The sequence below is a fragment of the Glutamicibacter endophyticus genome (genome assembly GCF_048457885.1).
Taxonomy (GTDB): Bacteria; Actinomycetota; Actinomycetes; order Actinomycetales; family Micrococcaceae; genus Glutamicibacter; species Glutamicibacter endophyticus.
Genome location: NZ_CP174200.1, coordinates 1,783,161 through 1,804,217, shown reverse-complemented (window position 1 = coordinate 1,804,217; position 21,057 = coordinate 1,783,161). Strand labels below are relative to the sequence as shown.

Here is a 21,057-nt window from a genome sequence, read left to right as displayed (position 1 = left end):
TTAACGCACTACGACAAGTCAGGTAAATCATGCGGCATGTACCTCAGCCACCGGTCACCGAAGGACTGGATCCGGAGAGTCCTCTGAGCAAGTACAAGCAGATCCGCGAGATCCTGAAAACGCATGCTCGTGAGGCCTGCCAGCCCGGATACCGGCTACCACCCGAACGTGAGCTGTCCGAGCACTTTGGCGTGGCCCGCAAGACCATTCGCCATGCCATTGACGCACTTGTCGACGAGCAGGTGCTCAAGCGCGTCGTGGGGATCGGGACCTTCGTGGTGCCCGAAAAGATGGACCTCCGCGTCCGGCTACACTCCTACAGCGAAGACATGATGCGTCGTGGCATGGTGCCGGATGCACATGTGTTGAAGTTCGACACCATCAAGGCGTCCGGGCACTTGGCCGCTCAGTTGATGATCGAAGAGGGACAGCCCGTCGTACGCTTCAAGCGCCTCCTGCTGGCCGATGGCACACCCATGAGCCTTGACGAGAACTATATGCCCGCCGACCTCGTGCCGGGCTTTATCGACGGCCCTCCGCCATCCAAGCTTTATCAGGCCCTTCATGAGCGTTATGGCCTGTTGCTGGAATGGGGTGAGGATCAGGTCGAGAGTCGCGCAGCTAGCCACAGCCAGGCCGATCTGTTGGGTGTTGAGCCAGGTTTCCCCTTGCTGCAGATCACTCGTTACGCCTACATCGGCGAACGGCTGGCCGACTATTCCGTCTCGCTGTATCGTTCGGATCGCTATAAGCTCTTTGTGCCGCTACAGCGCCTCGGAACCGGTACGCCACGCTACTCGGACACCTTCTAACCTTCTGCACCCCGTAGAGAGCCATCTAGAGCCTCTGGGCACGGGGGAGTAGGTCCTTCTGGCGTCGACCTATCTCGACAGCCGCTCGTGAGACTTCACAAACTGCCACGGGCACCAACGAGTGGGTGGTGCGCTGGTGTCTCCACGTACTTCTCGTATCGAGCGGCGGTAGGCAATGAGACTCCGGGGCGCGCGAGAAAGCCTAGGGCATCCCAAATCGCTCTCATGAGAGGCTAGCGGTATGACAGAGCGTAAATTTGCCGAGTATCACTGGGAGCATCTCGAACGCGGCAGCACATTGGTGATTACGTTGAGCCGACCGGCCAACGTTCGCCTCATGGATCCCGAAAATTTCGCGGCTTTCGAAGATGGCGTCGAATACAGCGCGCGGGAATCAGTCGCCCGAAAAGCGCCCTACCGACTACGAGTACCCAGCTCTGGACCTTGGTTTCTCGTTATTGATCTCGAAGGCCTTAGCGGGCCACTGGTGCGCCACTCGGTCGATGTCGAGCACCGGGCACGTCCTTCGCAGAGGCTCTAGTCGCTACACTCCCGGTTGCGTGGCGACCTCTAAGTAACCATGACGGCGTCAGAGGACCCGTAAACGGCTCCACGGAGGACCTGAAACGTTTCTGTAGGCGAGAGTCGGGCTCGGTTGGCGTCAGCGGTAGCGGAACGCGAACTCGGAGGCGGGTTGCGCAACCACGGATCGACACCTTTCAAACCGACGTGCGACTCTGAATCACGTCCAGAGCATACAAAAGAGGGACCCGCAATGCGGGTCCCTCTCTTTGTGACTAATGCGGTGAGAGCTTAGCTCTCGAGCGACTCAGACTTCTTGTCGCCCTCGACCTCGTGGTGGCCGTGTGCCGCGTGAGCGGCTTCCAGCTCGGACGGGGTCACCGGAGCAACACGATCTTCGAAGAAGAACTTCGAGATCTTCGCGCGACGCTTCTCCTTGCGGGAGATGTGGCCGGCTGCATCTGGTTCTGCCGGGATGTACTGACGATCGTTGAAGTTCGTCAGCACGTAACGGCGGTACACGTCGACCTGCTCGTGCTTCTCCGAGAAGCCGCCCTCCGGCGACATCTCAATGATGCCAGCCTCGCGGCCGTGCAGCACGATCTCGCGGTCCTTGCGCTGCAGCGACAGGCAAATACGGCGGGTCAGGAAGAACGCAACCACTGGACCAAGGAAGAACAGCGTACGCAACCAGTAGGTGACATCGTTCAGCGACACATGGAAGTGCGTCGCGATCAAGTCGGAGGATGCGGCAGCCCACATGACCGAGTAGAACACCACACCAGCAGCGCCAACGGCGGTGCGGAACGGGGCGTTACGCGGACGATCCAGCAGGTGGTGCTCGCGGTTGTCCTTGGTGACCCAACGCTCGATCCACGGCCAAGCAAACATCACTGCGAACAAGGCACCGGCCGGAACCAGCGCGGGGAGCAACACGTTCAGGACCAGGGTGTTGTCACCCCACGGGAACGGAATAACCCATTCGAAGCTGAAGTTACCCAAGACACCTGGCATCAGACGCAGGGCGCCATCGACGAAGCCGATGTACCAGTCAGGCTGGGTACCGGCCGACACCGGCGACGGGTCGTAAGGGCCGTAGTTCCACACCGGGTTGATCTGGAACAGACCGGAGATCAGCGCGATGATGCCGAAGACGATGAAGAAGAAGCCACCGGCCTTCGCTGCGTACACCGGACCAACCGGGAAACCGACAACGTTGTTGTTGGTGCGGCCCGGGCCGGGGTACTGGGTGTGCTTGTGCACGACAACCATGAACAGGTGGATGGCAACCATCAGCAGGATCATGGCCGGAACGATCATGATGTGCAGCGAGTAGAGACGTGGAATCACGTGCTCGCCCGGGAACTCCCCACCGAAGAAGAACATCGACAGGTAGGTACCGACGATCGGCAGGGCCTTCATAACGCCATCGATAATGCGCAGACCGTTACCGGACAGCAGATCATCAGGCAGCGAGTAGCCGGTGAAGCCGGCAGCCAGACCCAGGATGAGCAGGACGCCACCGACGATCCAGTTCAGTTCGCGCGGGCGGCGGAAGGCGCCGGTGAAGAAGACACGCAGCATGTGGACGGACACCGATGCGACAAACAGCAGCGCCGACCAGTGGTGGACCTGGCGCATGAACAGACCGCCGCGAACATCAAAGGAGATGTCCAGGGTCGAGGCCATGGCGGTGGACATGCCAACGCCCTTCATCGGCACGTAGCTACCGTTGTAGGTGACGTGAGCCATCGAAGGATCGAAGAAGAAGGTCAGGAAGGTGCCCGAGAGCAGCAGCAGTACGAAGGTGTACAGCGCTACTTCACCGAACATGAAGGACCAGTGATCCGGGAAGATCTTCCGGCCGAATTCCTTGACCATTGCGGACCCGCCAACGCGGGAGTCCACGAAGTCGGCAATGCGACCGGTCTTGGTTGCTGCCGTGTACTCAGTGGTATTTGCGGCCATGATTAACCACGCTCCCAGTAGCTCGGGCCAACCGGCTCATGGAAGTCGCTCTTGGCTACCAGGTAACCCTCGGCGTCAACCTCGATCGGCAACTGCGGAAGTGCGTGACCTGCCGGACCGAAGACAACCTTGCACTCGTTGGCGAGGTCGAAGGTCGACTGGTGGCACGGGCACAGCAGGTGGTGGGTGTGCTGCTCGTAAAGTGCAATCGGGCAACCCACGTGAGTGCAAATCTTGGAGTAAGCGACGATACCGTCAACGTTCCAGTCCTCGCGACCGGGGGAGACGTTCATCTCCTTCGGGTCCATGCGCATCAACAGAACGACGGCCTTAGCCTTTTCGTTCAGCGGCTGCTCGGCTTCGTTCAGACCCTCAGGAATAACGTGGAAGGCCGAACCGATCTGAACATCTGCGGCCTTGATCGGGGTTCCCGATGGGTCGCGAGTCAGACGCACGCCGGTGTCCCACATGGTGTGACGCAGGCTGTCGATCATCTCGCTAGCGGTGTTACCGGTGCGGTCAAGATCGCGGAACATGAAGATCGCCGGAATCGGAGCCAATGCAATGGCACCGATCAGGGTATTGCGGATCAGCGGACGGCGCTTGATGCCCGACTCATCGAGAACGGTGTCGATGATCTCCTGAGCATCCTTGCGGTCTGCTTCCGAACGGATTTCGTGACGCTCTTCCACCAGCTCGTGGTCCGGCATCAGGGTCTTAGCCCAGTGCACAATGCCGACACCGATGCCGAGCATGGCAAAGGCGGTACCAAGGCCCAACGCGGCGTTCTGCACACGCAACTCGGCGAAGCTCATATCGCCCAGCTGACCCAGCACAAAGTAGGCAACGAAGAAGAACAGCGTGCCGATGATGGAGATGGTAAATAGCAGCGCTACCTGGCGCTCGTGTCGCTTGGCTGCGCGCGGATCGCGATCTGCGAGACGCGGACGGTGTGGGGGTAGGCCCGGATCCGGGAAACGGTCCTGAGCCACATCGTCAGCCTTAGCAACGGTGCCCGAGTCTTCGGGACTGCCGTGACTATGGTCGCCCATGTTTCTCTCTCATCCTTCTCTTAGGAATTTTCGTACGTAGTGATGTCGCGGCTCTAACACCGCGGGCGCCTTAGGAAGGACGCGAGGTCAGCCAGATGGTGAAGGCGATAACGATTCCCAGACCAGCGGTCCAGATAAACAGACCCTCAGCCACAGGACCCAAGGAACCCAATGCGGCACCACCGGCGGAACCATTAGCTTCAATGGTCTTCAGGAAGGTGATCACGTCACGCTTCTCGGTCGGGGTGATGTTCGAGTCGTTGAACACCGGCATGTTCTGCGGGCCGGTCGCCATGGCTTCGTAAATGTGCTTCTCTTCGACACCAGTTAGCGTCGGCGCGAACTTACCGCGGGTCAACGCACCACCAGCAGCGGCAGCGTTGTGGCACATGGCGCAGTTCACGCGGAAGACGGTGCCACCGTGTGCAGCGTCGCCCTCGGAAGTGTCGAGGTACTGCTCGTCGGGGATGGCCGGGCCGGCTCCGAGGCTAGCTACGTAAGCAGCCAACTGGGAGATCTGCTCGTCGTCGAACTGAACCGGCTTGACCTGAGCCTGTGGGCCCTGCATCTGCATCGGCATACGGCCGGTGCCGACCTGGAAGTCAACGGCTGCGGCACCAACGCCGATCAGCGACGGACCATCGTTGGTCCCTTCGGCGTTCTTGCCGTGGCAAGTGGCACAGTTGGCAACGAAGAGCTTGCCGCCTTCCTCAATATCGCTCTGCGAAGCGGTGCTAGTTTCCGCCGCCTTCGCTTCCTGGATATTTCCCGCTGCGGTGTAGAGACTGCCGGTGATAAGCAATCCGAACAACAGCAGAGCCACAGCGGCGAGCGGGTGGCGGCGCTTTTTGGAAAGAGCCTTCACTTGCTGGTTCCTCACTTTGTCTTGGTGTGGTGTTGCCCTACTTCTATGGAGGCAACCGATGAATATTTGTTGCCTACTTCAAGAAGTAGATGATCACGAACAGCGCGATCCACACGACGTCAACGAAGTGCCAGTAGTAGGACACAACGATGCCGCCGGTTGCCTCGAAGTGACCGAACTTCTTGGCGAGCATGGCACGGCCAATGATCAGCAAGAAGGCGATAAGGCCACCGAGCACGTGCATGCCGTGGAAGCCGGTGGTCATGTAGAAGGCAGAACCGTAGGAGTTCGAGTTCAGGGCAATACCGTGGTGAACCAGTTCGGTGTATTCATAGGCCTGCACGGCAACAAAGATCGCGCCAAGGATGAAGGTGAGAATGAACCATTCGATCATTCCCCATTCCTTAACGTTGAAGACGCCGCCACTACGGCGGGCCTTGAACTCTTCGGCGCGGAAAACGCCAAGCTGGCAGCTGAAGGAGCTGGACACCAGGATGATGGTGTTGATCAGCGCGAACGGTACGTTCAACTTCGCGGTTTCAGTCGCCCACATTTCTGGGGCGGCCGCACGAAGGCTGAAATACATGGCAAAAAGCGCGGCGAAGAACATGAGCTCGCTCGAGAGCCATACCATCGTTCCCACCGACACCATGTTTGGGCGGTTCGGCGCATGGTGCGCCGTCGTATTTGGGGCATGAGTCGCAGTTGTCACACTGACATTATGTCTCTAAACGGCCTACATATACCAATGCAAAACCGGCGTGACAGAGGTTTTCTACGCCACATAGAGCCCAGAGCCGCGGAAACACGGGGAAGTTGGCTCGAAAGTCTTTCTACAATTCGTAGAGCGCCTTACGGCGCGTCATACTCCCGCACCACTTAGGCAACGAATTTGTTACCTATTTCCGGGTGTTTTCAGGTGACCTGCGCCCTAGATTTTTCCTTCGTGACACGCAATGAAGTGGAAGCGTAGCCCATGCCCTCGATACGCTTACAACGTGTCAACGACAGCTCAAAATGAAAAGTTCCCAACCTGGCCAAACCTTTTGTCGGCCGTGATTTCCGGCCGGGATCTCACGCGCGCGGAGGCCGCTTGGGCAATGGGCCAAATCATGACCGGGCAAGCCAGCGATGTACAGATCGCAGGTCTACTGGTCGGACTGCGCTCCAAGGGCGAGACGGTTGATGAATTGACCGGTCTGGTCGACTCCATGGTCGAGAACGCAAGACCCTTGTACATCGAAGAACAAACTCTAGACATTGTAGGCACCGGCGGCGACCGGCAGAACACCGTGAATATTTCGACGATGTCCACGCTGGTCTGCGCCGGAGCCGGCATCAAGATCGTTAAACACGGCAATCGAGCATCTTCGTCGTCGTCCGGGTCCGCCGATGTCCTCGAGGCGCTCAATGTACGGCTCGATGTACCCGTCGAGCGGCTATCGGAAGTATTTGACGAGGTGGGCATCGCCTTTTGCTTCGCGAACGTATTTCATCCCTCGATGCGACACGTTGCCGGCGCCCGCAGGGAACTGCGAGTTCCGACCGCCTTTAACTTCATGGGACCACTGACAAATCCGGCACTTCCCAACGCCTCAGCCATTGGCTGCTCCGACCTGCGCATGGCGCCCATCATGGCCGGCGTTCTGGCCCAGCGCGGTGTCCGCGGTCTTGTGTTCCGGGGTGACGACGGACTTGATGAAATGACGACTACAGCGGCCAACCGTGTCTGGGAAGTGCGCAACGGGAAGGTCGAAGAATTCACCTTTGATGCGCGTGACATTGGCCTTGAGCGGGCAACGCTCGATGACTTGTGCGGGGGAGAAGCCGCAGCAAACGCCCAGGTAGTTCGGGATATTGTTCAGGGCGCCCAGGGCCCGGTCCGCGACGCCGTACTACTGAACTCTGCCGCCGGCATCGTCGCGTTTGAAGATTCCGCGGACCAACCATTCCAGCAACGAATGGAATCGGCCTTGGAGCGCGCGGCACATTCAATCGACTCCGGCGCCGCAGGCGAAACGCTACAACGGTGGGCCAATAGCACCACTCGAATCGTCGGATAGCACGCCGTGCACAGGCAACGGGGGCGGAACATCATTTGATGTTCCGCCCCCGTGATTCTGCACCTAAAGACTAGTCGTCAAGACCCAGCGAGAAGGCTGCCTCCAGGTCATGAGCTGAATACGCGCGGAAGGCAATATGCGTCTGAGTGCCGCGAATTCCGGGGATCTTTGAGAGCTTGTTGGCAATCACTTCGGCCAGATCTTCGTGCCGGGTTACGCGCGCCACGGCAATAAGGTCCCAGTCGCCAGCGACTGAGTAGACCTCGCTGATCCCCTCGATCTCCGAAATTTGTTGCGCACACTCGGGAATACTGTCGGTGGCGGTCTGGATCATCACGAATGCGGTGACCACTATGGGTACCTCCAAGGTCTCTCTTCGGGCAATTTTCCTTTGATCACGAGTCTAGTCCAGCGGATTGGCGCACAGAAAGCACAAAGCTTTAAGTGCGTAGCACACGATACAAATTTAAAACCTTGTACTTTCGAATACAAAGTTATAACCTTGTTCCATGATCGTCTTGACTATCGACCAGCGTCACTCGCGTAGCTCGGAAGATAAGGTTGCCGAGTTAATAGATCGCGCTAACTCTACGGTGTCACACATTCGGCCCTTTCAGCGGACCGCCGGCGATGAAGTTCAGGCCGTGCTCGACAATTCACTTGAAGCGGTGCGTCTTGCCGTCATGCTTGCAGCATCCGGCGACTGGAGCGTAGGGCTAGGATATGGCTCAGTTGAAGAACCGCTACCCAGCGAAACACGTGCCGGGCGTGGTCTTGCTTTTGAGTACGCGCGAGAAGCTGTGGAACGCGCCAAACATTCCTCTGGACACCTCGCCGTGGCAGGGGCAACGGGGGAGTCGGAGCGTCTCGAAGTCGAACTTCAGCTACTGTCGAATATCGTCGCGAAACGCCGCTCGACAGCATGGGAGGCCGGTACCTTGTTGGACCAGGGCTATACCCAAGCCGAAGCGGCCGAGAAACTAGGCATCAGTCAACAGGCCGTGTCTTCGCGTGTGGCGGCCGCCCTGTGGTTCGAATGTCAGCGACTTATGGAGCACGCAGCCACAGCACTGGACGAAGAACTTAAGAAGCTAGAAAAGGAATAAGGAATGCTCGTTCTGTCGTTCATCGCACTTGTTCTAGGCACAGCCGCTGGTGGCGGGGCCTTCGCCCTTGAGGCGCCAAAACGCCTGCGCCTCAAAAGGCTTCTTACCGTGCTTGCTTTGGCTCTAGGCGCGCTCAGTGGCATCTTTGCAATTATCGGAGGTGCGACGTCGGGGGAGCAGGGCCAGTCGTGGATGCCAGCTCCGTGGATTATCGCCATGACGGGGCTCTATGCGGTTTTATGCGGTGGACCGTTCACCGAAGCCGTTTTTGCTCGCGCACGTACCGAACATGCTGGCGAAACTGACAGAGACCCATCGCCGCTGAAGGGAGGACTCTGGATCGGCCTTCTCGAACGTACGGCCATCATCGTTTCCCTGTGGGCAGGCTGGCCCGAAGGAATCGCGGTCGTCATGGCCATCAAGGGACTCGGTCGCTTCGCTGAACTGAAGGACACCGTTGCCGCCGAGCAATTTATCCTAGGTACTTTTTCAAGCGGACTCACCGCGCTTGCTGGTTACGGACTAGGCGTTGCCCTGCTGGGTCAGCCGCTTGTGCAGTAATTTGGTCAGCACACGGCGACCGAGCAAGAACACACCGAGCACAATGGTGGCAATGATAATAAAAGGAACCGCTGCTGTGCTTCCGAATAGCAGACGCAAGGCAATACCGAAGGCAACCGTGCCGATCCAGACGAGGACGCCGGCGGGCCAGATCTTGTTGATGCTGAGCCATGGCCGTGAAAGCAACGCCATAACTAGGTAAGCCATGAGGAATGGGGCAGCAGTCTCTAGAATTCCAGCGAGGGATAGTCCATGTTCATGTTCGCGTCGGCCGAGCGCCGCGAACAGAACAATGAGTACTAGGTCAATAACGAGGTAGGTAATCCAACGCGCGGGCTTCTCAGACATACTCTCCATCGTAGTCCACCAGGTGTCAGAGAGTTCTTGAATGGATAGTCACCATGTAGTCAGCACACGAGCGGCGCGTTAGGCTTCGAGCAGGGCACTCGAGAGCTCTATCGTCAGACAGGTCATACCAGATGATGTCGACGACCTGTTCAGCCTTGCGGGAGAATTTAGCGGGGGACTGGACCTAAGCTTGAGCGAATTCAAGACGCGACTTCGCGCCACGATTCAGGATGATCAATGGCTACTTGGGGTCATTGGCACAGGTCCATCGCTTGGTGGATATCTTTTAGCGCAAGACTATGGATCGACGTTCCGTACGACGTTCAGCGTGGGCCGGATACATGGTCTCTATGTGCGAGGGACGGTCCGACATCAAGGTCTGGGCCGGGCGCTCGTCGAATATGCAATCGAGTGGGCCTATAACAGAGCCCATCCCATGATCCTTGACTGGCAAGCTAGACCAGAATCCATATCGTTCTACGAATCCATGGGTTTCGTCGCAGACTACGTCGGCGGCTTTCCTAGCTATCCTGGGTTCTCCGTAGATTCTCGTAAGCCGCGTACAAATCGGGCTCGTCGCGAATAATTGTCATAAGCATTAGCGCGCCGGGGTAGGGCAAAGAATCCACTACTTTACATAATGTAGATTATCGGCTCTTTGATGCCCTGCTGATAATCAGGGGTTTGAGCTAGTTGGTATCTGGCTACGAGGCATCATCGAGCTCCATGCGCAGACGACGGCGTGCCATGTCTACGACGCTCTCAATGAAGTCTCGCAGCTGGTCGTCGTGCAGTTCGTAGATCACGTGCCGTCCATCTTTGTGCGAACGCAGAACTCCAGCTGTTCGTAAGCGAGTCATTAGTTGGCTGGCTACGTTGGTGCTCACGCCGCATTGCTGGGCTAAGTCGCTAAGCGTGCATTCACCTTGGCACAGCGCCCAGAGCATCTGTAGGCGCATCGGATCTGACAACGTACCCAATATGCCGGAAGCCATCTCAAGCTCGTCGCTAGCGAGGAATTGCATCTCGGCACCGTTGTTACCCTGCGTCATGATCATCACGCCCCGTATCACCGTTGACCGTTTATTCCGGAGGCACCGCTTGGGGCCTGAGGATGCTTCCCATTATGAGCGCCTCGCCACGGAATGCAACCATTGCGGCACTTCCCCGTCGCTGACACGGTGAAACTTATTACTTTACATAATATGCGTCGGTGTGGTGTTCGCCCTGAAATCAGAAATACTAGATCTATGAGCAGTCAATCCTCGAGGTCATCCCAGCTTCGCGATCAGGTCGAACGCCTGGTCTCCGAAGCTACCGACGATATTGTGCCCATCGTGCAATTAGGGCATCCAGCGCTTCGCCAGAACGCCGAGCCTTACGACGGCCAGCTACCCGATGACCTACTGAGCGAATTTCTCCGCGTCATGCGTCACACGATGCACCACGCCCCAGGTGTCGGTCTCGCCGCTCCCCAAGTTGGTATATCCCTGCAGATTGCGGTGCTAGAAGACCAGTACACACTTGATCCAGCCATCGCCGCGGACCGGGAACGCGAACCGTTGGAGTACCTCGAAATCTTTAATCCGTCGTACTCCCCGGCGGGTGATCGCACCGCCAGCTTCTTTGAAGGTTGTCTGTCGTTTACCGGCTTTCAGGCCGTAGTCACGCGTCCGGCCGACATCGAAACGTCGTTTAGCGATGCCTCTGGCACCAAGATCCAGCGATCCTTCAGTGGCTGGCAAGCACGAATTTTCCAGCATGAGACCGATCATTTGGCCGGCACCGTCTACATCGACTGTGCCGAGACACGCTCACTGATCGGGCAAGGCGAACTGTCGCGTTACCCGGGTCTACATGTCGATGCTGCACGCAAGGTTCTGGGCTTCTAGGTGCGCGCAACGATTGATATCTACTGTCCGATCTGCCAGACGGAACTCCACATTCTGGAAGGTTCGCGAGCCACGTTGGCCTGCGATGCGAACCATCGTTTCGATCCAGCTAAGCAGGGATACTACAACTTCCTCACCGGGGCTGGCACCAAATTCCTCGAGGATACTGCGCCCATGGTGGCCGCCCGTGAACGATTCCAGGCCACCGGGCACTACTCCCCCTTGGCTCAGGAATTGATCGAGCGTGCGCGTGCGATTCCGGCGTCGCCGCCTAGCAATATTGTGGATGCCGGCGCCGGCACCGGCTATTACCTCGGTGAAATCCTCCAGGCCAACGCCTTGCCCGAGGCTTCGGCCTTGGCGCTAGATATCTCGCGCTACGCCATGCGACGCGCCGCGAAGCTTCCGAAGACCACGGCCGTCGTCTGGGATCTCTGGCGTCGTCTTCCGGCCGCGGATGGCTCGTGCGACCTTGTACTGAACTGTTTCGCCCCGCACAACCCCGCGGAGTTCGCCCGCGTTTTGCGACCCACGGGACGCTGCATCGTGGTCACCGGTCTGCCCGATCATCTTCAAGAGGTCCGCGAACCCCTGGGCATGCTCGGCATTGGCGGCAACAAACGCGACCAGTTGTTGGAGAAGTTCTCACCCGCCGGCCTCGAGCTGCTCGATGAGAAGCACCTCCGCCACGAATTTTCCGCTAGCCCACAACAACTGGCAGACCTGGCATTCATGGGACCGGCAGGGCACCATCAAGCGTTGTCCGACCTTGAGCAGATCGCCGCCGGATTGGGCCCGCAAACCGTCACCGCGGCCTTCGGCATTTATGTATTCGGGCATCGTTCGTGAAATATACGCCCAAATAGGTACGCGGTTTCGCGTATTCGTGCGGCAGAATAGGACGCAAAGCCACATCGGTGGCATAGCACGTCCCTGATTGAAGGTGGAGGCCATGACAGCGGCTGAATGGATCATAAATAACGCATGGATTGTGTGGCTTGCGCTCTTTTTACTGCTGGCCATTATCGAGATGATCTCGCTGGATCTTTACTTCATCATGCTCGGCGTCGGAGCGCTCGGCGGTGTCGTTACCGCCCTACTCAACGGGGAAATCTGGTTGCAAGTCGTGATCTTCGGCGTGGTTTCGCTGTTGATGATCTTGTTTATCAGGCCCATTGCCGTGCGGCACTTACGTAAATCCCCGGACGGATTCCGAACCAACGTCGATCGTTTGATCGGCAAGGACGCACTGGTTTTGGAGCCAACCTCGCGCATCTCCGGTAGCGCAAAAATAGTCGGGGAAATTTGGACCGCCCGTGCTGAAGCCAATGCCCCGGTGATGAATCCGGGCAGTTACGCCGTAGTGGCCCGCATCGAAGGTGCTACGGCCTACCTCGTACCGGCGCCCACCGAAGAAATCTAGAACGACTACAGACCATAACTATCACCCAGCACATGGAAAGAGGTAACGAGCATGCCAGATAACTTTGGCTTGACGATCGTGCTCATTGTCCTGGCGATCTTCGTGATCGTAGTGTTGCTCCGTAGCGTCCGTATCGTGCCGCAGGCACGTGCTGGCATTGTGGAACGACTAGGCAAATATAACCGCACGCTCAACCCCGGATTGACACTGCTGATCCCCTTCGTGGATCGACTGCTGCCGATGCTGGACCTCCGCGAACAGGTCGTATCCTTCCCGCCACAGCCGGTGATCACCGAGGATAACCTGGTGGTCTCCATCGACACCGTGGTCTACTTCCAGATCACCGAGCCTCGCGCTGCGACCTATGAAATCGCCAACTACATTCAAGCTGTCGAACAGCTGACCACCACCACCTTGCGTAACGTGGTCGGTGGACTGAACCTGGAAGAGGCTCTGACCAGCCGCGACCAGATCAACGGTCAGCTGCGCGGCGTGCTCGATGAGGCCACCGGCAAGTGGGGCATCCGCGTCTCTCGCGTGGAGCTCAAGGCGATTGATCCTCCAATGTCCATCCAGGACTCGATGGAGAAGCAGATGCGCGCCGAGCGTGATCGTCGTGCGGCCATCCTGACCGCCGAGGGTACCAAGCAGTCCGATATTCTCACCGCCGAAGGTGAACGCCAGGCCGCGATCCTCAAGGCCGAAGGCGATGCTCAGGCCTCGATCCTGCGTGCAGACGGTGAAGCCCAGGCGATTCAGAAGGTGTTCGACGCGATCCATGCTGGTCGTCCCGACTCCGAGCTGCTGGCCTACCAGTACCTGCAGACGCTCCCGAAGCTGGCCGATGGTTCGAGCAACAAGCTCTGGATCATCCCCAGCGAGTTGGGTGAGGCGCTCAAGGGCATTGGCGGCGCATTGGGTGGCCCGTTGGCCAACCAGCCCGATGCCGGCTCCCCCTCCGGCACCCACAAGGCCGAGGAGATCTAAGTCTCGTTCATCTTCGAACCGAGCTAGCTAAGTGGCGGTGCGCCCCGAACGGTGCACCGCCACTTACGCGTATAATAAATGTTTTGACGTGTCAGGGTGCAGCGGAATGTTTCCCCGCTGCCATGCGTTGACACTATAGCCACTACGTCGAACCATCGCGGAGGAAAAACATGAGCGATCGCAGCCTTCGAGGCATGCGCCTGGGTGCACAGAGCATGGAATCCGAGGCAGGTGTCGAGCCCGCTGCCCGTCAGCGTGTGGAATACCGCTGCGAGGACGGCGAACGCGTCTTCGTAGTCTTCGCGGCCGAGGCCGAGGTGCCCGCCACGTGGACCACTAAGACCGGCAAGGAAGCCCACCTGGTGCATGGTGAGGCCAAGGCCGACGAGGAATCCACGGATAAGCCGATCCGTACCCACTGGGATATGCTCCTCGAGCGTCGCAGCGAGGAAGAGCTCGAGAAGATCCTTGCCGACCGGCTAACCCAGCTACGCGCATCGCGCGGCGAAGCGGTCTAAGCACCCGGCGACGTGCGGCCCGACCAGGGCCACTAACGCCAAAAGAGGGTTAAGCCTCAAAATGTGTGTATGGATCCGGCGTAACTTTTGTTGCTAGGCCCGTCCGGACCATCCTTTGCGCAGCCCGTTGCCGTCTTCCCAGCTGAAGTGCGCACCGTAGAGCTCGGGTCCAGGGTCGGGGTCAACGCTACCGATCGTTCGTGATGCGGCCTTCTGCCAGTGTTCGGGCCTGACGAAACTGTACGGATCCTTCGGGTCTTGCGTGTGCTGGTAGAGATGCCATTCCAGCAGGGTCATCGCGTGGTCGGCGCTCAGACCACGGTGGGCTCGGAGGATCTCTTTGATCGGGGCGTTCACCGCGCCTTCCAGAGGGCTGGTCGTGCGCGGTAACTCCTCGCGATCCTCGTGGTGGGTGTCCTCTAACCAGGTGAACAAGTGGCGTTCGCGGAGCAGCGAGTCGATCAGGTGCGCTGCTCGACGCAACCGCAGATGCGTGTACCACCAGGTCTGTCCCTGCTTTACGTGAGCTGGGCGCTGGCCGGTGACGTGCTTCGCGTAAGTCCTGGCCTTCAACGTGGCCTGGTGCATTGCGTGCCACTGATGAAATTGTTCCTCCCAGGCCACCGATTCGGTGAGCGTGCTGACCTTGGTGAGCGCCTTGACCAGGACTAATAGTTGCTGACCGGGCAGTGTGCGGGGGTGGCGTGTGAGGTGTTTATGGATGTTCTGGCGAATATGGAAGTAACAGCGCTGCACCCGAGTCTCGGGCCAGAGCTGTTTGATCACGCTGGCCAGCGGCCCGTTGCCATCAACGATGACGACCTGCGGGGCAGGGATGCGTTGCAGCAGCAAGGTCCACGACGCGGTCTTCTCCCGGTCGCAGAATTGCCAATCGGTGATGTGCCGACCGTTGTACGCGGTCAACACGCAGAACCCGTTGACGTAGGTGCCGTCGAGCATGAGGTACCGGTGGATTTCTCCGGTCGGTTCCAAGGTCGGGTGCACGCTCCAGCACCAAGCGGTGGTGCGCTGAAACGTGGCTCTGCTGGTTCCCCAGCGGGCCGCTGGCTGTTTGCCGGTGGCCCATTGATAGAAGGCGGTGAAGTGCTTGCGGGCGGTGATGTCTTCACGGCGTTGGGTGCTCGAAGCTCCGCAGTTCTTGCACCGCCAGCGGGTCCGGCCGGCGCTGGTTTTCCCGTTCTTGACCTGTTTGGTTCCGCATACACCGCAGCGGGGCTGGTTTTCAACTTTGACCACGGTACATGCTTTCAAAGCATGTACCGTGACTGTTGTTCCTAGTGGCGTGCGGGTTTAGCGGGTTTCTGTACACACATTTTGAGACTTAACCCCCAAAAGACCGGCGGTTGTCCCCCTGTTGGGGGCGCAACCGCCGGTCTTTTTCGTTGCTAGCTTGGGCTAGCGCGACTTCTTGGTCAACTTGTTCCAGCGGGCGCTAAGACCCCAGCGGGTGACGTTGAGCATGGCTTCCACGACGATATTGCCGCTCATCTTCGAATCCCCCAGTTCGCGCTCGACGAAGGTCACCGGTACCTCGGTGATCTTCTTGCCCAGCATGGCCACGCGGAAGGTCATATCGACCTGGAATCCGTAGCCGCGCGATTCGATGGCGTCAAAGTCGATGGCTTCAAGGGTGGAACGCTTGAAGGCCCGGTAGCCGGCGGTGATATCGCGTAGCGGCAGTCCGAGCATGGTGCGCGCGTAGAAGCTGCCACCACGGGAGATGATCTTGCGCAGTAGCGGCCAGTTCACCACTTCCCCACCCTTGACCCAGCGCGAGCCGATAACGAGGTCGGCGCCGGCCTCGCTGGCTTCCAGGAGGCGTGGGAGCTGCTCGGGCATATGCGAGCCATCGGCATCCATTTCGACCAGCACGTCGTAGTCGCGCTCGAGGGCCCAACGGAATCCGGCGATGTACGCGGCGCCCAGACCCTCCTTACCGGTGCGGTGCAACACGTGGATTGCCGAGTCCTCGGAGGCCATGTTCTCGGCCAGGTCCCCGGTGCCGTCTGGCGAGTTGTCATCGACGATCAAGACATCCGAGTCCGGCACCGCCTGACGCAGGCGTCCGACGGTAATGGGCAACGATTCAAGCTCGTTATAGGTCGGAATGATCGTAACGACGCGCACGCGGCGGCACCTTTCATGGTCTACAACATAGGACGATGGCCCCTAACGGGCCGACGGGGGTTACCCAAACCCACAGTATATCCACTCTCAGGGCCTAAGAGGTGTTCCGAACGCAGCGATCCCCGGTGACTTCGGCCCTATTTCTGTGCACCGCGAACGGCGTGAAATGTTATCTAATGTCACCGGGGATCGACTATCGAGTAGCACGCGGGTGCCGGAAGAGCTCCGGTTGCAACGTGCCGCTTCCCCCAAGCCTAGTGGCTACCCCACCGGTCCTGTCAACCAGAGAATGACCACCAATTTTCGATAAAACTACAGATCAAATCCTCGTTTATCGACCGTTTCAAAAACTTGGAAGATTGTCTAGACTATGGGCTTCGTCGCTGCAGGTAGCTGATCGTAAAGCGTTACACCTTCGCGAACGGTGCGTAGACACTGCGGGATTTCCTCGTCGAGCACCGGGAGCATCGGCGTTCCGGCACGGGCATCGGTGCTCCACGAGCTAATGCGTGTGTCGGGTGTCTGCACGGCCAATTCGGAGGCCGCCCAGATCGCGAAGGTCGCCGGCGCACCGATCAGCAGCTGCCCGGCCATGGGGTTCATCTCCCCCAGCGCCCGGTAGGCCGAGCGTGTTTGGGCAATGAACGCGGCACGCGCCGAGATGCGTCCTGCCGCATTATTCAGCTGCATCGCCGCGCGGACGTTCTTCCAGCCATCGACTTCACAGACCGGAGCATCGGAACCGATGACCAGCGGAATCCCGTCGGAAAGCAGCGCCGCAAGGTTGTTCATCGATTCGGCGCGGTCGCCAAGCCGCGTGGCGTACATGCCCTCGGGCTGTCCCCAGTAGGCATCGAATAAGGGCTGCGCGGACACGGTCAGGCCAAGGGCGAGCATCCGCTGGCGCTGCGCCGCATCGAGCATTTCGGCGTGCTCCACCACGTGGCGTCCGGCCTGTACCCGTCCGAGGCCTACCCGTTGTGCCGCGAGCTCAAATCCTTCGAGCAGCTCATCCATGGCCGAGTCACCGATCACATGAAAACCGGTGCGGATGCCAGCTTCGGCGCAAGCGACCACATGATCGGCGATCCGTGCGGAGGTGAGCATCAGCTCGCCGCGTTGCCCGGCGGCGTCGGCGTAGTCCGCACGTAGGTAGGCGGTGCGGCTGCCGAGGGAGCCATCGACACGCAGGTCCCCACCGAGCCCAAGTACACGCGGGGAATCAAACTGGGCCAGGACGCTCTGGGCTTCCGCGGCACTGGAGACGGCCTGACCCCAATAGGCGTAGACGGCCGGTAGCTGCGGGTCGGTGTCGCGCAGGAGCTGCTTGAGCTGCTCGGCTCCCTCAATGTGCGGAGCGGCCATTTCCACCACCGCGGCATAACCCTTGGCGGCATAGTGCTTCAGCGCCGTGTGCGCCGCACTGTCGGCCACCGGGTGGGCGGCCAGGACCGCGGCCCGCACGCGATCATGAGCCGCGCCCTGCACCAATCCCGGGCTCACGTCGTCCAGGCCCAGCTGCTCGAGCAGGTCCGCGTCCACCAAGGCGCTGTGCACGTCGCGACGCAGCAGGTAGCACCCGCGCCCGGCGGCCGCGACGGAAAGCTGCGCCGGCGTCGGTAGCCCATCCACGCTCCACTGGGTGTCATCCCAACCGTGGGCCATCACCGGGCCGGTGGCACCGGCGGCCAGCTCAGCCACGCGTTGCAACAGCTCCTCGGCACTACGCACCGATTCCAGCGAGCCGCCCTCGAGTTGCCGGCCGAGGCCGGCCAGATGCGTGTGAGCGTCAACGAAGGCGGGGGTGATCAGCGCTCCGGCGAGGTCGATCACCTCGCTAACGCGTTCGGCCTGGGCATCGGCGGCCTCCTCGGAGCCCAGCCATGCGATCGTCGCACCGTCGACCACCATGGCGGTGGCGAACGGGTCGGCCTGCGAGTAGATGGAGCCATTGCGGTACAGAATGGTGCTCATTGACCTGTTACCTTTCTACGTCGGTGGACACCGCGGTTAGTTCAGCACGTTCGAGTAGGCGATAACCCCGCGTTTGAGCAGATCCACGGCACGTGAAGAGTTCTTGACGAGCCGGGCGGGCAACTGCGGGTTCTGTGCGAACTGTTCGAGGGTGTCAATCACCTGTTTGGCCCAGCGCACGAAGTCGCCGGGAGCCATTTCGGTGCCGCGCAACGCGTTGTTCAGCGTTGCGCCCTTAGCCCATTTGAAAATCGGCCAAATGAGCCCTGATTCCGGTGGAGTGGTCGGCTCTAGACGCATTTCCTCTTCTAGGTCCGAGAGCTTCCCCCAAGCATTGATGGACAGGTGCCAAAGCTGGTTGAGCTTCTCCGTGGGCATTTTCGGGTCCGGTCGATCCGATTCCCGTCGGCCTTGGAAGACCAAGGAGGCCACCGCCGCGCACAACTCCTCCGGGCTCAACCCGTTGAGTTGGCCGGATTCCAGCACCTGGCTGATCAGCAGGTCGCGTTCCCCGTAAATGCGGCGCAGCCGACGACCGGCGTCGGTCATGGTGAACTCGTCACCCTCGCCGGGAAGCAGATACTCGAGACGCTCGAGCACCTGGCAGACCCGATCGAACTGCTGGGCGATGGTGTTCGTCCGGCCACGGATATTGCGCCGCAGCTTGTCGGTTTCCTTTTTCAGCTTCCAATAGCGGTCGGCCCAGCGCATATGCTCGGCACGATCATTACAACCGTGGCAGGGATGGTCCCGCAGGGCTTGTTCCAGCTGTTGCGCCTCGTTCAGGAAGCCCTCATCGCCGTAGTTGAAGCCCTGGGCGTCCAATCGCGGTGGACGGTGCTCGTAGATGGCATTGCGGAGTGCCGAGGCCAAGTCGCGGCGTTCCTTGGGTGTTTTGCCGGTAAAGGACTTAGGAACCTTGACGCGCGAGATGATCTCCAACGGTCCGTTGAGATCGGCCAGCGACAGGCGTCGCAGGCGTCCTTCCTCGGTGAGGATGGTGTGGCGTGGATCGTGCAGGGAGTCGTCGACGGCGATAATGACCGCCCGGCCCATCTTCCGGTTCCCCGATAGGTCCACCACATCGCCACGGATCACCGACGCCATGGACTTTTGGGCCGCATTGCGTCGTTCGACCCGGCGATTACGCGCGGCAAGCTTTTGCGCGGCGGCCAGTTCGCGCTGCAGCTTCACATACTCGGAGAAATCACCCAGATGGCAGGACATTGCCTTGCGGTAGCCTTCGAGGGATTCCTCGCGGCTACGCACCTGACGGGCCATACCGACCACCGAGTGGTCGGCCTGGTACTGCGCGAAGGAGGATTCGAGAATCGCTCGGGTCTGCTCGCGGCCGAACTGTGCCAGCAGGTTCGTGGACATGTTGTAGGTCGGACGGAACGAGGAGTGCAGCGGGTAGGTACGCTTCGAGGCCAGGCCCGCCAGTTCTTCGGGCTCCATCTCCGGATTCCACAACACGAGCGAATGGCCTTCGACGTCAATGCCGCGGCGGCCGGCTCGCCCGGTGAGCTGGGTGTACTCCCCCGGTGTAATCTGCACGTGGGTTTCGCCGTTGAACTTCACCAGCTTCTCCAGCACCACGGTGCGCGCTGGCATGTTCACGCCTAGGGCGAGCGTTTCGGTCGCGAAAACCACCTTGAGTAGATTGCGAGCGAACAGGTCTTCGACGATCTCCTTGAAGATCGGCAGCAGCCCGGCGTGGTGTGAGGCGATGCCGCGGAGCAAGCCATCGCGCCATGCCCAGTACTCCAAAACTTCCAGGTCTTCGCTGGGGATCTGGTGGGCCACGGCATCGAGCGCAGCAGAAATCTGCGCGGATTCTTCGTTGGTGGTCAATCGCAGGTCTGCGTAGGCGCATTGTTGCACCGCCATATCGCAGCCCTTGCGCGAGAAAATAAAGAAGATTGCCGGCAGCAGGCCATGGTGATCCAGTGAGCGGATAACCTCGGCGCGGCTCACCCTGCGCTGTCCGGCTCCGGCCGCGCGACGGGGCGGGCCGCCGCGTTTCCCGCGTGGCCCACGGGCCGGGGCACGAAGGTTCCGGGCGAGCTTGCGCAGTTCGGGATTGACCGTGGCATTCGGTGCTTGGGCGCCGGCGACCTCGTCGAAGGCGACATCTTCGGCAAAGAGATCCACGATCGATCCGCCGACCATCACGTGCTGGAACAGCGGGACGGGTCGGTGCTCGGAGACGACGATGTCGGTTTTGCCGCGCACCGTGTCGAGCCAGCCGCCAAATTCCTCAGCGTTCGAGACCGTGGCCGAGAGCGCGACCATCTGCACGTTCATCGGCAGATGGATGATGACCTCTTCCCAGACCGCGCCCCGGAATTTATCGGCCAGATAGTGCACTTCGTCCATGATCACGTAGCCCAGCCCGTCGAGGGTCGGCGAATCGGCGTACAGCATATTGCGCAGCACCTCGGTGGTCATAACCACAATCTGCGCTTCGCTATTGATCGAGGTATCCCCGGTGAGCAGACCGACGCGTTTGGCTCCGTAGCGGGTCACCAGTTCCGCGTACTTCTGGTTGCTCAGCGCCTTGATGGGGGTGGTGTAGAAGGCCTTGCGGTTCTCCCGTTGAGCCTGGAAGATCGCGTACTCGCCCACCACGGTTTTTCCGGCGCCGGTAGGCGCGGCGACCAGCACGGAGTGCCCGGCGGCCACACTACGGCAGGCCTCGGCTTGGAAATCGTCGAGATCGAAGGAAAGGCTGGCTCGAAAATCCGGCAGCGGCGTTTCCGCTTCCACCGCTCGGGCCTTAGATAACGCGTAGCGTTCGGCGGGTGAAGTCACCGGG

The 21,057-nt window shown here is 59.9% G+C and carries 22 protein-coding genes; 11 read left to right on the top strand and 11 right to left on the bottom strand.

What is annotated here, in order from left to right; translation table 11 throughout:
• The first annotated feature begins 29 nt into the window (after positions 1 to 29).
• Together ACJD00_RS08420 and ACJD00_RS08415 are read left to right on the top strand one after the other, a co-directional pair.
• Positions 30 to 812: a GntR family transcriptional regulator gene (locus tag ACJD00_RS08420; RefSeq protein WP_418906646.1), complete on the top strand. Its 783-nt coding sequence runs from the start codon at positions 30 to 32 to the stop codon at positions 810 to 812.
• Positions 813 to 1,053: 241 nt separating this feature from the next.
• On the top strand, positions 1,054 to 1,353 hold the full coding sequence (locus ACJD00_RS08415; protein WP_418906645.1) for a DUF1883 domain-containing protein: 300 nt from the start codon (positions 1,054 to 1,056) through the stop codon (positions 1,351 to 1,353).
• A gap of 272 nt (positions 1,354 to 1,625) precedes the next feature.
• On the opposite strand, the gene ACJD00_RS08410 is transcribed toward ACJD00_RS08415, so the two are convergent.
• The 4 genes from ACJD00_RS08410 to ACJD00_RS08395 all read right to left on the bottom strand — a co-directional run bounded on the left by ACJD00_RS08410 (position 1,626) and on the right by ACJD00_RS08395 (position 5,931).
• Positions 1,626 to 3,302, bottom strand: a complete 1,677-nt coding sequence (locus ACJD00_RS08410; RefSeq protein WP_418906644.1) for a cytochrome b — start codon at positions 3,300 to 3,302, stop codon at positions 1,626 to 1,628.
• A 2-nt stretch (positions 3,303 to 3,304) separates the two neighbouring features.
• Positions 3,305 to 4,354 (bottom strand): Rieske 2Fe-2S domain-containing protein, encoded by a 1,050-nt coding sequence (locus ACJD00_RS08405; protein WP_418906643.1) that lies wholly within the window; start codon positions 4,352 to 4,354, stop codon positions 3,305 to 3,307.
• 70 nt (positions 4,355 to 4,424) lie between these two features.
• Positions 4,425 to 5,219: a cytochrome c gene (locus ACJD00_RS08400; RefSeq protein WP_309407151.1), complete on the bottom strand. Its 795-nt coding sequence runs from the start codon at positions 5,217 to 5,219 to the stop codon at positions 4,425 to 4,427.
• A gap of 73 nt (positions 5,220 to 5,292) precedes the next feature.
• Positions 5,293 to 5,931, bottom strand: a complete 639-nt coding sequence (locus ACJD00_RS08395; protein ID WP_309407153.1) for a heme-copper oxidase subunit III — start codon at positions 5,929 to 5,931, stop codon at positions 5,293 to 5,295.
• Positions 5,932 to 6,217: 286 nt separating this feature from the next.
• On the opposite strand from ACJD00_RS08395, the gene trpD reads away from it, so the two are divergent.
• On the top strand, positions 6,218 to 7,282 hold the full coding sequence (trpD, locus tag ACJD00_RS08390; RefSeq protein ID WP_418906642.1) for an anthranilate phosphoribosyltransferase: 1,065 nt from the start codon (positions 6,218 to 6,220) through the stop codon (positions 7,280 to 7,282).
• Positions 7,283 to 7,352: 70 nt separating this feature from the next.
• Here trpD and ACJD00_RS08385 read toward each other — a convergent pair whose 3' ends face one another.
• Entirely contained in the window at positions 7,353 to 7,634 is a 282-nt protein-coding gene (locus ACJD00_RS08385) for an Lrp/AsnC ligand binding domain-containing protein (protein ID WP_309407156.1), read from the bottom strand.
• Between the two features lie 157 nt (positions 7,635 to 7,791).
• Between ACJD00_RS08385 and ACJD00_RS08380 the strand changes: the two genes are divergently transcribed.
• Both ACJD00_RS08380 and ACJD00_RS08375 read left to right on the top strand, forming a co-directional pair.
• A complete protein-coding gene (locus ACJD00_RS08380) occupies positions 7,792 to 8,388 on the top strand; it encodes a hypothetical protein (protein WP_418906641.1) in 597 nt (198 codons plus the stop codon).
• Positions 8,389 to 8,391: 3 nt separating this feature from the next.
• Positions 8,392 to 8,949, top strand: coding sequence for a hypothetical protein (locus ACJD00_RS08375; RefSeq protein ID WP_418906640.1), 558 nt, complete (start codon positions 8,392 to 8,394; stop codon positions 8,947 to 8,949).
• On the opposite strand, the gene ACJD00_RS08370 is transcribed toward ACJD00_RS08375, so the two are convergent.
• Positions 8,911 to 9,297 (bottom strand): DUF3054 domain-containing protein, encoded by a 387-nt coding sequence (locus ACJD00_RS08370; RefSeq protein ID WP_418906639.1) that lies wholly within the window; start codon positions 9,295 to 9,297, stop codon positions 8,911 to 8,913. The two genes, ACJD00_RS08375 and ACJD00_RS08370, sit on opposite strands and share 39 nt — an antisense overlap.
• Positions 9,298 to 9,487: 190 nt before the next feature.
• On the opposite strand from ACJD00_RS08370, the gene ACJD00_RS08365 reads away from it, so the two are divergent.
• Positions 9,488 to 9,883: a GNAT family N-acetyltransferase gene (locus tag ACJD00_RS08365; protein WP_418906638.1), complete on the top strand. Its 396-nt coding sequence runs from the start codon at positions 9,488 to 9,490 to the stop codon at positions 9,881 to 9,883.
• A 118-nt stretch (positions 9,884 to 10,001) separates the two neighbouring features.
• On the opposite strand, the gene ACJD00_RS08360 is transcribed toward ACJD00_RS08365, so the two are convergent.
• Complete coding sequence (locus ACJD00_RS08360; RefSeq protein ID WP_418906637.1) at positions 10,002 to 10,349, bottom strand: ArsR/SmtB family transcription factor; 348 nt, start codon at positions 10,347 to 10,349, stop codon at positions 10,002 to 10,004.
• 198 nt (positions 10,350 to 10,547) lie between these two features.
• Here ACJD00_RS08360 and ACJD00_RS08355 point away from each other — a divergent pair, with 198 nt between their 5' ends.
• The 5 genes from ACJD00_RS08355 (at position 10,548) to ACJD00_RS08335 (ending at position 14,117) form a co-directional block, all read left to right on the top strand.
• The gene (locus ACJD00_RS08355; protein WP_418906636.1) at positions 10,548 to 11,189 is read left to right on the top strand and encodes a peptide deformylase; all 642 of its coding nucleotides are present in this window, start codon (positions 10,548 to 10,550) and stop codon (positions 11,187 to 11,189) included.
• On the top strand, positions 11,190 to 12,038 hold the full coding sequence (locus ACJD00_RS08350; RefSeq protein WP_418906635.1) for a putative RNA methyltransferase: 849 nt from the start codon (positions 11,190 to 11,192) through the stop codon (positions 12,036 to 12,038).
• Between the two features lie 103 nt (positions 12,039 to 12,141).
• The gene (locus ACJD00_RS08345; protein ID WP_418906634.1) at positions 12,142 to 12,612 is read left to right on the top strand and encodes an NfeD family protein; all 471 of its coding nucleotides are present in this window, start codon (positions 12,142 to 12,144) and stop codon (positions 12,610 to 12,612) included.
• Positions 12,613 to 12,663: 51 nt separating this feature from the next.
• A complete protein-coding gene (locus tag ACJD00_RS08340) occupies positions 12,664 to 13,599 on the top strand; it encodes an SPFH domain-containing protein (RefSeq protein ID WP_418906633.1) in 936 nt (311 codons plus the stop codon).
• A gap of 170 nt (positions 13,600 to 13,769) precedes the next feature.
• Positions 13,770 to 14,117: an RNA polymerase-binding protein RbpA gene (locus tag ACJD00_RS08335; protein ID WP_309407176.1), complete on the top strand. Its 348-nt coding sequence runs from the start codon at positions 13,770 to 13,772 to the stop codon at positions 14,115 to 14,117.
• Positions 14,118 to 14,210: 93 nt separating this feature from the next.
• On the opposite strand, the gene ACJD00_RS08330 is transcribed toward ACJD00_RS08335, so the two are convergent.
• The 4 genes from ACJD00_RS08330 to ACJD00_RS08315 form a co-directional block, all read right to left on the bottom strand.
• Positions 14,211 to 15,374 (bottom strand): IS1249 family transposase, encoded by a 1,164-nt coding sequence (locus ACJD00_RS08330; RefSeq protein WP_418906632.1) that lies wholly within the window; start codon positions 15,372 to 15,374, stop codon positions 14,211 to 14,213.
• A gap of 159 nt (positions 15,375 to 15,533) precedes the next feature.
• Complete coding sequence (locus ACJD00_RS08325; RefSeq protein ID WP_418906631.1) at positions 15,534 to 16,265, bottom strand: polyprenol monophosphomannose synthase; 732 nt, start codon at positions 16,263 to 16,265, stop codon at positions 15,534 to 15,536.
• 363 nt (positions 16,266 to 16,628) lie between these two features.
• Positions 16,629 to 18,239 (bottom strand): amidohydrolase, encoded by a 1,611-nt coding sequence (locus ACJD00_RS08320; protein WP_418906630.1) that lies wholly within the window; start codon positions 18,237 to 18,239, stop codon positions 16,629 to 16,631.
• A gap of 36 nt (positions 18,240 to 18,275) precedes the next feature.
• The gene (locus tag ACJD00_RS08315) at positions 18,276 to 21,053 is read right to left on the bottom strand and encodes a DEAD/DEAH box helicase (protein WP_418906629.1); all 2,778 of its coding nucleotides are present in this window, start codon (positions 21,051 to 21,053) and stop codon (positions 18,276 to 18,278) included.
• Positions 21,054 to 21,057 lie beyond the last annotated feature (4 nt).

Bases quoted from the DNA above. Each gene is read 5' to 3' on its own strand.
- ACJD00_RS08420 (WP_418906646.1), top strand. From the start codon at position 30: ATGCGGCATGTACCTCAGCCACCGGTCACCGAAGGACTGGATCCGGAG.
- ACJD00_RS08415 (WP_418906645.1), top strand. From the start codon at position 1,054: ATGACAGAGCGTAAATTTGCCGAGTATCACTGGGAGCATCTCGAACGC.
- ACJD00_RS08410 (WP_418906644.1), bottom strand. From the start codon at position 3,302: ATGGCCGCAAATACCACTGAGTACACGGCAGCAACCAAGACCGGTCGC.
- ACJD00_RS08405 (WP_418906643.1), bottom strand. From the start codon at position 4,354: ATGGGCGACCATAGTCACGGCAGTCCCGAAGACTCGGGCACCGTTGCT.
- ACJD00_RS08380 (WP_418906641.1), top strand. From the start codon at position 7,792: ATGATCGTCTTGACTATCGACCAGCGTCACTCGCGTAGCTCGGAAGAT.
- ACJD00_RS08375 (WP_418906640.1), top strand. From the start codon at position 8,392: ATGCTCGTTCTGTCGTTCATCGCACTTGTTCTAGGCACAGCCGCTGGT.
- ACJD00_RS08370 (WP_418906639.1), bottom strand. From the start codon at position 9,297: ATGTCTGAGAAGCCCGCGCGTTGGATTACCTACCTCGTTATTGACCTA.
- ACJD00_RS08360 (WP_418906637.1), bottom strand. From the start codon at position 10,349: ATGACGCAGGGTAACAACGGTGCCGAGATGCAATTCCTCGCTAGCGAC.
- ACJD00_RS08355 (WP_418906636.1), top strand. From the start codon at position 10,548: ATGAGCAGTCAATCCTCGAGGTCATCCCAGCTTCGCGATCAGGTCGAA.
- ACJD00_RS08345 (WP_418906634.1), top strand. From the start codon at position 12,142: ATGACAGCGGCTGAATGGATCATAAATAACGCATGGATTGTGTGGCTT.
- ACJD00_RS08340 (WP_418906633.1), top strand. From the start codon at position 12,664: ATGCCAGATAACTTTGGCTTGACGATCGTGCTCATTGTCCTGGCGATC.
- ACJD00_RS08335 (WP_309407176.1), top strand. From the start codon at position 13,770: ATGAGCGATCGCAGCCTTCGAGGCATGCGCCTGGGTGCACAGAGCATG.
- ACJD00_RS08320 (WP_418906630.1), bottom strand. From the start codon at position 18,239: ATGAGCACCATTCTGTACCGCAATGGCTCCATCTACTCGCAGGCCGAC.